Origin of the sequence: Pseudomonas onubensis, assembly GCF_965653655.1 — a bacterium.
In the GTDB taxonomy this organism is placed as follows: domain Bacteria; phylum Pseudomonadota; class Gammaproteobacteria; order Pseudomonadales; family Pseudomonadaceae; genus Aquipseudomonas.
In genome coordinates this window covers 1-12,031 of sequence record NZ_CBFHAZ010000146.1, presented here as the reverse complement: position 1 = coordinate 12,031, position 12,031 = coordinate 1, and the positions used below count along the sequence as shown (strand labels likewise).

The following is a 12,031-nucleotide window of genomic DNA, read 5'->3' as shown; positions in this document are numbered from 1 at the left end:
AAGCCTTCGTTCTGGCACACCGAGCCTAAGCGAGGTGCCGAGTGGTGGGGCGAGGACCTTTTGGTTACTTTTGACTGGGCCGGCATTCCGGTCCTTGCAAAAGTGACCCGCTGTAAGAGCGGAACCAATAGAAGCCGTTACCGCAGCAACGGATATGTACACCATCAACCCCCCCCCCCAACCCCCGCCAACATCAGCTGATGCTCACAAATATCATCCAGCGCCCCGCCCCCCTGAAACGTCAGCGGCGCCGCATGCCACACCACAAAATCCCGCTGCGAATCAAGCGACAAAAAATAATCCGGAAACAGATGCGACTGGGTAAACCGCCGCTCCAAAGCCCCACGCAATTGCTGCGGCTGCAGCGTGCGGCTGTCGATATGCAACGCAATCCCCCAGTCATGATGCTCACGACGACTCACAAAGGACACCCCGTGAGCCACCGGCCAAACCGCAGCTTGCCCAGCCGCTACCCGCTCATAGAATTCCGCTTTCTCTGATACTCGGATCATGATGCTCAATCTCTTAATGGCACGACTGTAAAGTCTTGGGTCCTTTGTGGGGTATCCAGTCCCGGTCGCATTTCCTCGGGCCACCAGATCACCAACTCGCGATCGTTCGAATCAGGCCGCTCGCAAGCAGCCCCGGCGCAACCCGCCGGGTGCATCGCACAGCCGGTCAAGGTCGCGCACAGCAGGCAAAAACCGATCAACACGAAGGGCTTCATGGCTTCGCCTCCCGCAGCAATGAAACACGCGTGGTGGCCGTGGCCTTCAATGCCTGAGGCTGACGCACCGCCACAAACACTTCGCTTTCCGCACCCGGTTGCAACCAGGCATGCGGCCAGGCACTCACCCCCAGCACCCAGCGTCCGCCGCAGGTGCTTTCGTCCAGGCGTACCGGTTGCGCACTGGTGTTGCGGGCAACCACCACGCCAACACTCCAGGTGGTGCGCTCGTACCACTGGGTACGTTTGCCATCGATCACAATGCCCGGCTGTTGGTCGCACAGGCTTTGCGGCACAAACAACGGCACCTTGCTCTCGCTGAAACCCGCCGGCTGCACGTTGTTGAGCAGTTGAGTAAAGGCGCGCTGCACATCGATGCGGGTTGGCTGCACGCCGTCGTGCCGGTCATCGATGCGCTTCATGGCCGCATCTACGTCGTTGGGGTCGCCACTTTCCACGTAGCGCGCCGGGTCAACCTGGTCGCCAATCAAGCGCGGCGTGAGGATGAACAGACGTTCACGCTTGCTGGTGTGATGGCTGTTGGAGGTGAACAGCAGTTTGCCGATCCAGGGGATGTCGCCGAGCCAGGGGATCTTGCGCACTTTGTCATCGGTTTCCTGTACGTGGAAACCACCCACCACCAGTGATCCATGCTCGGCGATTACCGCCTGGGTGCTGACGTTGCCCGTGCGCACGCTGGGCTTGGTGTCATCCAGCACCGACTGCTCTATCTGCCCGTCCTCAATGTCGAGGATCAACTGCACTTCGGATTTGCCGCCATGGGATAACGAACGCGGAATCACCTGCAGGCTGGTGCCCGCCGTGATCGGCTGAATATCGGCCACCCGCTCACCCGTGGCGGTGAGGTATTCGGTACGGCTGAAATCAATCACCGCCGGCTGGTTCTCAAGCGTCAGGATCGACGGGTTCCCCACCACCGTGGCCGCGCCCTTGCCTTCCAGGGCATGGATGGCCAGGGCAAAACGCCCGGAGTTTTCCGCCGACAAGGTCGAGTTGGAGCCTGAGTCCAGCAGCGACGAGGTCACATTGGTGCCGCCAAACCACACGTTCCAGTTGCTCGACAGCTCCGCCAGGTCATCGCGGTTGATATCCAGAATCACCGCGTCGATTTCAATCAGGTTGCGCGGGATGTCCAGCTGTTTGACCAGCCGTTCATACAACGCCTTGCGCTTGGGCGAGTCGTAGATCAGCACCGCGTTGTTACGCACGTCGGCGGTCACGCGGATTTTCGATTTGCTCGAGCCGCTGCCACCTTTCGGGTTGAGCAGGCCCGATCCCGACAACACCCGGTCCAGGCCCTGTTGCAGGTTTTCGGTGTCGACGTTGCCGAGCAACGACGCCCCGCCGCCATACGGCGTGCTGCCGTAGTTGTTGCTGGCGCCCGAGGAGCCTGTGCCCAGCGCCGTGCCCAGACCGCCACCCAACCCGGCGCCTTGCAGCAGGTTGAGGTTATTGATCGAGTCGCCCCGTGAGCGGCTGTCGAGCAAGTCCTGGAGGATGCTCGCCACACCGGCAACCGTCAGTGTCTCGTCGCGGTACTTGATGCTGCGGTCGGCGGCGTTGGCGTAACGCAGCGGCAGCACCACCACGTCTTGCTTTTCATCCGGCTTGTCGACGGTCTTGCTGTACTCGCGCACAAATTGCACGTAACGCGGTGGGCCGCTGACCAGGACCACACCGTCGTCCGACAGCGCGCCCCAGCCGAACCTTGGGTCCAGCAAGCCGACATCGCTCAATGCGGTCTTGAGGTCATCCACCGCATCCGGGGAAACCTCGATGCGCGCCGAGGTCTGCTCGCTGGTATTGCTGACATACAAGGTGTCGTTGTACACGAACCACTGGAAGTGATGTTCCTGGCCCAGGCGATCCAGAAAAGCCTCGGGGCTGGCGGCACGGATACGGCCATCGACTACGCCGGCAATCGGCGCCATCTCAAGGCCAATGCCGAACTCCTTGGCGAAGGCTTGCAACGTGGTGGACAGGTCGGTTTGCTGCGCATCATAGGAATACGCCACGTGCTTCCAGTTCGGCGGCACGGCCGCGAACGCCGAGGCGCTCAAGCACATCAATAGCCACGGCAACCAGCGGTAGGCCTTCTGCATTTCACACTCCAGGGAGCCAGTTGGGGGTTACGGCACGGGACTCGGCAGGGTGCGAATCAAGCACGCTTTGGTGCATCTGGCTGAGCATCGCCCCACGCTGGTTGGCCAGGCTTTGCAGGATGCCCAGCACAGCGTCAACCGCGCACGGCAACGCCAGCCAGTACACCAGCACCAGGCATTTGCTTTCGGGGTCAATGGCCAAGCCACCGTCGCAGTGACAGGCCACACTCGCGCCGCCCAGGCTGAGGATGGCCATCAGGCGCTCCGGGGCGCTGGCGTCATAAGGGTCGAGTACGTCGATGCTGCAGCGCAAACCGCCTTCCACAGGCGACAACCGGGCGTTGGCGTCATCGATCCAGCAATCAAGCGGCGCGCCGCCCGGGTGCTCGAACCATTGGCTCAGGACCGCGACAAAATCACTGAATTCCATCGATGATCGACTTGGTGATGCCGTGCTCGGCACGCAGTCCTTCGTTCATCACCGAGGTGGTGGTGGCCATCTTCTGCGCCGCATCGGCGAAGGCCCGGAAGTCTTCAGGTGAGGCAGTGTCTTCAGCGTCCAGAGCCGCTGTGTCAGTGCTGCCCTGATTGCGGGTGAAGTTGTGCTCAAGGTGGGTTTGCAGGGACTTGAAGCTGATCATGCGGAGGGCTCCATGAATTTTGTTACAAAGTGAGTGGAACAAACCCCAACACAGGTTCCACGCTTTCTATCAATTCACAGGAGAATAAATCGCGGTTTTGATCAGCCACCCGGAGCGAGCATGCAGCGCTGCAAACTCGCCCAGTCAAGGTCGAACTCCCCGGCGTCATTACTCAAGCGCAACGCGTCGATGGGCATCGCGCCGTCTTCGCGCAATTGCCACAACGCGGCAAAGCGACTACTGGCGACCCACGCTTGCACCTGCGCAAACACCTGTGGGTGGCAGCTCAGCGTGGCACCGGTGGCGTGGCTTTGGCCGGCAGCCAGATGCGTGATCAAGGCCTGGGCGCGTTCGCCGAGGGTACATTCGCCGAACAAGCGCTCAATGGCCTGGTTAAGCAATTGCCGAGCAGCCTGCACCACATGGTCGTGCGCCGCCTGCGCCTGGGTTTCGATACCTTGCAAAAAGGCCCCGGCGTCTTCCCAGAATTGCGCGCTGGCCTGATCAATCACCTGTTGGCGCTGCTGCCGGGCCTCAAGCAGCAGTGCCTCTGCCTGCTCGCGCGCCTGCGCCAGCAGGTCGACCGCCGCCCGGGAATCACGAAATTGTTCATGGCGCACAATGCCCACGGGGGCTGCGTGCTGGTCGCCGAGCGATAATGTTCTACGCACTAACATGCTGGGGTTCGCCTCACGTCAACACCTTCCACAATACTGCTTGCCACACGGCATCTAGTTTGCGCGCCGGCACATTCAAGGCCGGCACCAGCACCTCATCCGGTGCCCAGGCCAAACGCAGGCGCGACCAGCAGCGCTCCCCCAACCAGGCACCGAGCAAGCACCGTGCATCGAGCACCTCGGCCCCCAACCATAGCCCGGGGCGCAGCGCCTTGGCCAGGCCTCGGCACCATGCCCATTGCTCATCCGAAACCTGTGCCTGCAACGCTGGGCTGGCAAAACATATTGCCTCCACCAACGCCAATGCCTGGGCTTGCTGTTGCTCAGTGAGCGACAGCCAATGCATGGCATCAACCTGCGGCGCGGGCGGTTGGGACGGCGTGACGCCCAGGCAATTCAACAGGTCAGTGTGCCGGCTGCGCGACACCGGGGTGAACGTCGCCAAACGGGGTTGCCAACCTGGGTGCATCCAGCGCCAAGTGCAACACCACCAGTTGACCCAGTCGGCCTCGGTCACAGACGCGCCGGGTAGTTGGCGCCGGAACGGCCAGGGCGCAAGCGCCCGAGCAACCCGGCACGCCAGTCGGGTCGCAGCAGTAGCGCAAGCACCAGCAACACCACTAACCCGCCCAGCGGCAGCGCGATCACCAACATGCTCCAGAAACCGGCGTCTTCGCTGTTGATCAGGAATGGCCCGAAATTGACCAGGGTCTGCTTGTCTTTGAATTCCACCGCCGGCACAAAAATGATCGAGAATTTTTTCGAGTTGGCCGAGTCCTGGCTCATCCCCGGAATGCTGCTGGCGACCATCTGCTGGATACGCCCGCGCACACTGTCAGGGTCGAGCACCGACGCGGCATATTTGATAAACACCGCGGCCGACGCCGGCTGCACCGGTTCGCCTGGCGCAATGCGCTCCGGCAGCACCACGTGTACCCGCGCCACAATCACCCCGTCGATTTGCGACAAGGTCGACTCAAGCTCCTGGGACAGCGCATAGATATAGCGGGCGCGCTCTTCCAGCGGGGTAGAGATCACCCCTTCCTTCTTGAAGATTTCGCCCAGACTCGCGCGGGCATGGTGAGGCAAGCCTGCGGCATCGAGCACCCGCACCGCACGGTTGATATCGCCAGCCGCCACCAGCACAGTCACGCCGAGCTTCTCCATCTGCTTGTGGGCCGTGATGTGTTCGTCGGCCAGTTTAGCGATCACATCGTTGGAGTCCTGCTCGCTCAGACCACCGAACAGCACGGTGTCGTCGCTGCAACCGGCCAGCAACAACAGGCATACAACCACCAATAATCGAGGGAATTTCACGCCGGGCCTACTGCAGGTTGGTCAGTTTATCGAGGGCCTGGGCACTTTTGTTCACCACTTTGGTGGTCATCGCCATTTGCAGGGAATACTGCGACAGCGCCTGGCTCATTTTCACCATGTCCATCGGCTCGCTGGTGCCGGAGGCCGCCTTCATCGAGCGCATAGCCTGTTGCGACAGGTGCTGCTGGGTGCCGATGCGTTCGGAAAGCGCGCCCATCAGGCCATCGGCCAGCCCGGCAGGCTCGTGATCGCTGCGCATCGCGCTATTGAATAGATCGACATCCGCCTGGGCAGGCCCGGAAACCATCTCGTGTTCGTGATCCAGAGCAAGGCTCTTGAAGGAATTGACGCTGGAAATGGTCACGGGGGTTTCTCCGGCAAACGGTGTCGAAAGGTGCAATTAACAGTACAAGCCCTGGGGTCAGGAAACGCCTGCGCTCATCACGGATAGAATGCTTTGCGCCGCCTGCGCCGCAGAAGCCTGCTGGTTCTGGTCCTGCATTTGAGGGCTTTGCGCGTCGTGGTGATGGTGGTGGCCACCCTGCTGGGCGCCTTGCATTCCGGAGGCGGCACCCAACAATTGTTCAAGCTGCTGCAGTATTTGCTGGAGCTGCTGCTGCTGCGAATTAGTCGCAGGTGCGTCAGCAGAATCTGCCGAGTCATCACCGCCCGAATCATCCGCGCTTGCTTGTGGCGTGCCGAGGCCGCCCTGTGTGGTGGTGCCGCTGTCATCCGACGCATCGTCGTGCGAGGCATCATTCTGCAGATCGTTTTGCGGGCTGCCCAAACCGCCGGCGGTGCTTTGCGGGGCTGCTGAGCCGCTGACGCCGTCGGAGCCGTCCATTTGTTGCGAAATCTGCTCAAGGGCAGCACGAAATTTCGAGGTTTCGTCTTTGTTGAGGTAGTTATCTTCGTTGAGTTCCTTACGCCACGAACCCGAATCCGGCGTACCAAAGGCGGCCTTGTTCTGGTCCATGAAGTCGGCCACTTTACGCAGCAGCGGCTTGTCCGCATTCGAGAAGGTCGAACCATCACCTTCAGGGGTCAGTGCCTGGTTAAGCGCCGCCTTGCCCAGCCCCTTCATGACCTGCGACATCAGGTCCTGGCCGCCACCCATGCCGGCGCTGGCCGAGGCGCCAAAATTATTGCCCAGCGTGTTTTTGATCAGGTCCGACACCGCTTTTTTGACGCTGTCGGCGTTTTGCCCGATACCGAGCGCGGCGAAGGGATTGTCTTTTTTAAGCTGCTGCTCAACCATTTTCCCAAGCGGCGTATCGGTATCCAGGTGTCCGCTGGACGTCAACGCGTTGGTGATCTGGTCCACCACACCCTTGAGGGCTTGTGGTGTCTTGGAACCGGCCAGATCCTGGAGCGTGCCATCGCGTGGAATGACGGTTCCGATATGCAGGGCGGCTGAATTGACGAAGCCAGAATTTGCCATGAGGAGATCTCGCTAAGGATCAAAATAGCCCTCCGAAGACTCGGAGGGCTCAGAAATGATTAGTAGCTGATGGCTTTGGCGAGCTGAGCGGTGCCGGAGATTTCTTTCTCCGCGGAGTCAGTCTTGGCGTTGGCGATGGCCTGCAGGGTGTTTTGCATCTGGGTCTGCATGGCTTGTTGGCCTTGGGCGATGATCAGCTGGGCAGACTGGGCGTCCTGCTGCTTCATCATCATGTTCTGAGCGTCTGCAGCCTTGCTGTCAGTCTGATCAGTCATGGCCTGTTGCTGCGAGGCGTTGCCCGCCACAGTGTTGGCTGCCTGGGCTGCGCCCTGGAACGCATTGATACCGGTGTTGGCTGCGTGAGCCGCTGCGTTGGCAAAGCCACCTGTAGGACGGAAAGGGTTTGTCATGGTCATTACTCCCAATATTCACTCGCGTCAGTACGAGGTAATAATTTGTGGAGAATTCGTGGATACAGGTTCCACATTTTTTTCAAGAGCCGAACTTTTTCCGAATATGTCCAAGCATTTGATGCGGTGATACAACGTCCGGCGCGGTATACCCAGCTCCACGCACGCCGCGTCGATGCTGTGGTCGTGCCGCTTGAGCGCCTCCTGGATCAGCACCCGTTCGATCACGCGCATTTGCGCCTTGAGTGTCTGGCCTTCCTGCTCGCCGGGCGTGTCCGGCCCCAGGAATGGAAACCCCAGGGCAAAGCGCTTGGCGGCCGATTTCAGCTCGCGGATATTGCCAGGCCAGGAGTGGCTGAGCAGCACCTGAATGATCGAGGGGCACAACGTCTTGTGAGTGGCCCCCAGGCCTTGGGCAGCGGCGTCCACAAACTTGGAAAAAAGCGGAATGATCTGCTCCCGGCGCTCACGCAGCGCCGGCAACTGGATGGTCAACACGTTGAGACGAAAATAAAGGTCACGGCGAAACCGGCCCTGCTCCACCAGCTCCGACAGCGAGCGCTGCGCCGAGGCGATCACGCAGATATCCAGCGCAATGGTGGTGGTCGACCCCAAACGTTCGATGGCCCGCACCTCCAACACGCGCAAGAGCTTGGCTTGCAGGCTCAAGGGCATGCTGTCAATTTCATCCAGGTACAAGGTGCCACCTTGCGCCGCCTCTATGTAGCCTTTGCGTGAGCGATTGGCACCGGTAAAGGCGCCGTTGACCACCCCGAACAACTCACTCTCCGCCAGTGATTCCGGGATCGCCGCACAGTTCATCGCCACAAAACTGCCTTTGCGTCCCGACAGCGCATGGATGCGCTCAGCAAGGGTGTCCTTACCCGTCCCGGTTTCACCAGACAACAGCAAATCAATGCCCAGCAATGAGGTACTTTGCGCAATGACTTTAAGGTCAGGAAAATCGTTGATGCCGTCATGCTCGCCATGGAAATAATCGCGCACAGTCATATATACAACCTCCCAATCGGCTTACTCAATCCAGTCCCCGATCCTTAAGGCTGCGATATAGATTCAATGTAACTGCCCCGTGACACTTCGATGGGTGACGAATGCACTGCTACTTACGGCAATTGTTTTCGTTGCAGGTTTGACAGTAAGAAGCAAGTAAATAAACCGAATGCTTATTCTAATTTCAGGCATCGCTATAATAGTCAACCTGAATGAAAGCTGAACGAAACCTCACTCAGCGTGCCTGGCAGCAGCCATCCCCACAGAACCGAGGAGTCTTGATAGGACTCGAGAAGCCGCAAGTGGCACCTCACGGCGAGTCTGCACACGAGGCATTACATATTTTTTATTATCTAAGCGCGCAATAAAGACCAGCCGTCATATGTTTGACAGACTAAATATCATCGGCACTAAACGGTTCAAAAAATTGACTGAACAGGTTCGAACACGCCCTTTTCAATTCACTACTGTAAGCCGTCGCCCCCTTGGAAACCGTTGTTTGTAGCGCCAGAGAATACATTTGAATCACAGCATGTCAATCGCCATAAAAAATATGGAATGTTGAGTTTGTCTCAACATGGCTGGCAATTAAGCTCCTTGCCCACTGGTGTATAAAAATACTTTAAGTGCCACTACGCGAAGCAACTCCAACAAACATTGAAGCTTCGCCGTTATTAACGGTAGTTGAGTTTTATTGGCACACTACATTGTTAAAAAAACCCGGAACCTGAATCGACTTATTCCCCACTCACCTTGCGGACTGCTGCGTAATTTTTACGCAGCGCCTAAAAAGCCTCAAAGGCCGCGTGTGCGCCTGGAGAATAAAAATATGGCTAACGAACACTTTCGCCAACTGGTGGACGAGATCTGCCAACTGACCCAAATCCCCAGTGCGGCCTTGTTGTACGAATCCCCCCAACTGACTGTTCGCGGCGTTGATTTTTCCCTGCGCCCGCTCGAGAACGCCGAGGCGGAAATGGTCTTGATGCATGCTGACTTCGGCCCCCTGCCCGCGCGCCAGCGGGAGGCGATTTTATTGCGCCTGCTGGACACCAACTTCCACCTGATAGATGGCGTACGCCACAGCAGTTTTTCGCACAATGAACACACCGGCCACGTGATGTTCGGCAGTGCCCTGGCGCTGGAAAGCACCACGGCGGCGCAGGTTCTGCTGCTGATGGGGCATATTGCCGAGTACGCCCAAGCGTGGCGCCAGCACTACTTTCTCGACGACCAGCGCACGCGCGCGAGGGCTTTTTGATGCGCACTCCCGGGATCAACCAGGGCCCCACGCCGGCCATCGTCCATAGCGAAGTTCACGAAACGCCCAGCGGCGATATTGGCTTGGTGCGCCTGGCCTCCAGGTCGCCCAGCGACCTGGCGCCCACGCCCGCCGCCGCGCCCAGCGCCACCCTTAAAAGCTACGCGCAGCGCCAGCGCCCTTCCACGCCGTTGGCCAGGGAAGCCGCCGCGCTAGCCCAATCCATCAAGGCCGGCGCCGGCAGCCCACTGGCAACCGCCCAAAAAATGATGGTGCTCGAGGGCAAATATTTGCTCGAACAGTCCCATGCCGCCTTCCAGACCATCGCCGAGAAACTCTTCCCGGAGGTGGACGAACACCTGAGCCCGGTGATCAACGATGAGTTGCTCAGCCATGCGCAAACGTCCCGCCTGGAGCTGCACAAGGCACTGGCCGAGCTGAGCAAAATGCCGGGCGATACCCCAGACGTTGCTGCTTACGGGCGCGTACTCAAACACGCTGTACAGGCCCAGACCGAATTGTTTGCCGGCAAGGTCGCGCTCTACCAGGAAGTACTGGCGCAGCCCGAACTGTCGGCCACCGACCGTGCCCACATCGAGCGTAGCGAGCACGCCTTCGCCCGGTATGCGCAACAGGTCGCCACGCAAATCCCCGGTGCGTTGAAGCAGGCCTCAGCCAAGGCTGAAGCGACGGTCAAGGCGCTGCATCACCTGCACCAACCGGCCCAGGAATGGGAGGACATCAGCCATCAGCTCAAGGCTCTGGTCCGCCAGACCAGCGCCGAAGGCGAGTTCAAGGATGCCCTGGACAACGCCCGATTGCCCGATGTATTGGAGAACCTGCACCAACACAACGACGGTTGGGCCGCGACCACTAAAGCGTTCGTCGCCGGTGCCGTGCCGCAAATGCTCGCTTCGGGCCTGGCCTTTGGCTTTGCCCGTGCGGTGGTGGAGTCGGCGATCCCCCACGACTTGCCCAAGCAGGTATTTGCTGCCGGCGTGACCATGGCCGCTGCCCATGAAGTGGGTACCAACCTGCTCAAGCCCATCGGGCAGGAGTTGGTCGGCCCGTGGAACCTCAAGCCTATCAAAGCCTCGGACGTCATCCCCAACCCCAACCCTCGGGTCAGTCTCCTGGGGCAGATCCAGCCACTGAGCGATGCAGCCAAAACCGAGGCCAGGCAAGCCGTGGACGATTTGCGCAGCCGCCATTTGAACGCCCAGCAAGCGAATAAAAACGGCACCGGTATCGGCGAAGCGCAAGCCTTTGGCGCGTTCGGCCTGGCTCAAGGTATTCGCCGCGCCATTGGCTTTGCCGCGCCGCAACTGCATGTCAACGATTACGGCCCGCGAACACTCACCTCCATGGGCGGCGGGCTATTGATGGGTGGGGTGCAATCGAGCAGCCAATTGCGCAGCACCACGCCCGACCAGCGCGGCCGTGAATTGCCGACCCACACGTTCAAAGGCACCGACAAACCCCTGGCCCAGCGCATTGCCAAGGCCGCCAGCGATGCGGTGCTGGCCAGTGACCCGAGCAAAAGTGAGGTACGCCAGAGCCTGCTGAGCAAGACCTTCGGTTCGCTGATCGGCCTGGGTAATGCGGCAGCGGTGAGTACCGTGGCCCGCACTCTCGGCTCCGACACCGTGGCGCAGAAATTCGGCCAGGTGGTGATGGCCGCGCTGGGGTCGCCAGCGCTGTTGATTCCCGCGTATGCCGCCTTCCAATCCGGGCCGGAAACCAAGGCACACACTGCTGCGCTCAAGGCTGCGCAGTTGCCGGGCACCACGGCGCAGGCCAGTGCGCCGAACTTCCCGCGCACCCGCACGGCCTTGCAGAATATGCGCGCGCCGGATCGTGCCGATTTACCCCATGGTTCATTGCCTGGCACCTGGGGGCGCACCGCAGAAAACACCTACCACCGGGTGCGTGGTGGGTTGCAGATTGCGTCGCAACTGCCTACTGAAACTCTTGAGCATGCGCCACAACTGCTCAAGGCCGCACCAGGTGCTCTGGCCAGTGCCGCCGGTTCGATCGGCAAGGCTTTGAGTGGTTCACACAGTGTCGTCGAGGCAGACATTCCTGACCCACAGCCACCTGGGGCATTTCCTCTGGGTTAAACATATGCGTGGAAGTGGGGCTGGGTGGTACAGAGCGAAAGCAGATCCTGAGTACGCTGTGGATCTGCTGTTCTGTGGGAGCTGGCTGCTGTGTTGAAACTGGTTTTTGTGTGGGAGCTGGCTTGCCTGCGATAGCGATTCGTGGGCCGCCGCGATGGGCCATCCTTGGCCCAGCACGGCTAACCCGGCGTCCTGCCGGGTTACCCACGGATTCAAGCCTGCGTTCGGCCAGCGTGGTTAACGGGGCGTCTCAGATCAAGATCAAGATCTACAGCACGGCGGCCTGAAAGCCGACCTGAGTGG

Annotated in this window: 14 protein-coding genes; 2 read left to right on the top strand and 12 right to left on the bottom strand. The window is 60.0% G+C overall.

What is annotated here, in order from left to right; genetic code table 11:
- Positions 1-164: 164 nt before the first annotated feature.
- From ACTD9P_RS27905 to ACTD9P_RS27850, 12 genes are all read right to left on the bottom strand, one after another.
- On the bottom strand, positions 165-512 hold the full coding sequence (locus ACTD9P_RS27905) for a type III secretion protein HrpV (protein WP_438870176.1): 348 nt from the start codon (positions 510-512) through the stop codon (positions 165-167).
- A gap of 5 nt (positions 513-517) precedes the next feature.
- Positions 518-727: an HrpT family type III secretion system protein gene (gene hrpT, locus ACTD9P_RS27900; protein WP_438870175.1), complete on the bottom strand. Its 210-nt coding sequence runs from the start codon at positions 725-727 to the stop codon at positions 518-520.
- Complete coding sequence (gene sctC / locus ACTD9P_RS27895; RefSeq protein WP_438870174.1) at positions 724-2,850, bottom strand: type III secretion system outer membrane ring subunit SctC; 2,127 nt, start codon at positions 2,848-2,850, stop codon at positions 724-726. The genes hrpT and sctC overlap by 4 nt, the downstream gene beginning before the upstream one ends.
- Before the next feature lies 1 nt (position 2,851).
- Positions 2,852-3,280, bottom strand: coding sequence for a type III secretion protein (locus ACTD9P_RS27890; protein WP_438870173.1), 429 nt, complete (start codon positions 3,278-3,280; stop codon positions 2,852-2,854).
- Positions 3,267-3,491 (bottom strand): type III secretion protein, encoded by a 225-nt coding sequence (locus ACTD9P_RS27885; protein WP_064455080.1) that lies wholly within the window; start codon positions 3,489-3,491, stop codon positions 3,267-3,269. Before ACTD9P_RS27885 ends, ACTD9P_RS27890 begins: the two co-directional genes overlap by 14 nt.
- A gap of 101 nt (positions 3,492-3,592) precedes the next feature.
- Entirely contained in the window at positions 3,593-4,168 is a 576-nt protein-coding gene (gene sctL, locus ACTD9P_RS27880; RefSeq protein WP_438870172.1) for a type III secretion system stator protein SctL, read from the bottom strand.
- Between the two features lie 13 nt (positions 4,169-4,181).
- Positions 4,182-4,685, bottom strand: a complete 504-nt coding sequence (locus ACTD9P_RS27875) for a type III secretion protein (protein ID WP_438870171.1) — start codon at positions 4,683-4,685, stop codon at positions 4,182-4,184.
- On the bottom strand, positions 4,682-5,485 hold the full coding sequence (gene sctJ, locus ACTD9P_RS27870; protein WP_438870170.1) for a type III secretion system inner membrane ring lipoprotein SctJ: 804 nt from the start codon (positions 5,483-5,485) through the stop codon (positions 4,682-4,684). The genes ACTD9P_RS27875 and sctJ overlap by 4 nt, the downstream gene beginning before the upstream one ends.
- Positions 5,486-5,492: 7 nt before the next feature.
- Complete coding sequence (gene sctI, locus ACTD9P_RS27865; RefSeq protein WP_200434742.1) at positions 5,493-5,849, bottom strand: type III secretion system inner rod subunit SctI; 357 nt, start codon at positions 5,847-5,849, stop codon at positions 5,493-5,495.
- 57 nt (positions 5,850-5,906) lie between these two features.
- Positions 5,907-6,926: a hypothetical protein gene (locus tag ACTD9P_RS27860; protein WP_438870169.1), complete on the bottom strand. Its 1,020-nt coding sequence runs from the start codon at positions 6,924-6,926 to the stop codon at positions 5,907-5,909.
- A 59-nt stretch (positions 6,927-6,985) separates the two neighbouring features.
- Positions 6,986-7,336, bottom strand: a complete 351-nt coding sequence (locus tag ACTD9P_RS27855; protein ID WP_438870168.1) for a type III secretion system major pilin HrpA — start codon at positions 7,334-7,336, stop codon at positions 6,986-6,988.
- 27 nt (positions 7,337-7,363) lie between these two features.
- Complete coding sequence (locus ACTD9P_RS27850; protein WP_438870167.1) at positions 7,364-8,347, bottom strand: sigma 54-interacting transcriptional regulator; 984 nt, start codon at positions 8,345-8,347, stop codon at positions 7,364-7,366.
- Positions 8,348-9,176: 829 nt separating this feature from the next.
- Here ACTD9P_RS27850 and ACTD9P_RS27845 point away from each other — a divergent pair.
- Positions 9,177-9,608, top strand: a complete 432-nt coding sequence (locus tag ACTD9P_RS27845; RefSeq protein WP_438870166.1) for a type III secretion system chaperone family protein — start codon at positions 9,177-9,179, stop codon at positions 9,606-9,608.
- Entirely contained in the window at positions 9,608-11,728 is a 2,121-nt protein-coding gene (locus ACTD9P_RS27840; RefSeq protein WP_438870165.1) for a hypothetical protein, read from the top strand. Before ACTD9P_RS27845 ends, ACTD9P_RS27840 begins: the two co-directional genes overlap by 1 nt.
- The last annotated feature ends 303 nt before the right edge of the window (positions 11,729-12,031 follow it).

Excerpts from the sequence above, each read along its gene's own strand:
- ACTD9P_RS27905 (WP_438870176.1), bottom strand. The coding sequence starts at position 512 with ATGATCCGAGTATCAGAGAAAGCGGAATTCTATGAGCGGGTAGCGGCT.
- hrpT (WP_438870175.1), bottom strand. The coding sequence starts at position 727 with ATGAAGCCCTTCGTGTTGATCGGTTTTTGCCTGCTGTGCGCGACCTTG.
- sctC (WP_438870174.1), bottom strand. The coding sequence starts at position 2,850 with ATGCAGAAGGCCTACCGCTGGTTGCCGTGGCTATTGATGTGCTTGAGC.
- ACTD9P_RS27890 (WP_438870173.1), bottom strand. The coding sequence starts at position 3,280 with ATGGAATTCAGTGATTTTGTCGCGGTCCTGAGCCAATGGTTCGAGCAC.
- ACTD9P_RS27885 (WP_064455080.1), bottom strand. The coding sequence starts at position 3,491 with ATGATCAGCTTCAAGTCCCTGCAAACCCACCTTGAGCACAACTTCACC.
- sctL (WP_438870172.1), bottom strand. The coding sequence starts at position 4,168 with ATGTTAGTGCGTAGAACATTATCGCTCGGCGACCAGCACGCAGCCCCC.
- ACTD9P_RS27860 (WP_438870169.1), bottom strand. The coding sequence starts at position 6,926 with ATGGCAAATTCTGGCTTCGTCAATTCAGCCGCCCTGCATATCGGAACC.
- ACTD9P_RS27855 (WP_438870168.1), bottom strand. The coding sequence starts at position 7,336 with ATGACAAACCCTTTCCGTCCTACAGGTGGCTTTGCCAACGCAGCGGCT.
- ACTD9P_RS27850 (WP_438870167.1), bottom strand. The coding sequence starts at position 8,347 with ATGACTGTGCGCGATTATTTCCATGGCGAGCATGACGGCATCAACGAT.
- ACTD9P_RS27845 (WP_438870166.1), top strand. The coding sequence starts at position 9,177 with ATGGCTAACGAACACTTTCGCCAACTGGTGGACGAGATCTGCCAACTG.
- ACTD9P_RS27840 (WP_438870165.1), top strand. The coding sequence starts at position 9,608 with ATGCGCACTCCCGGGATCAACCAGGGCCCCACGCCGGCCATCGTCCAT.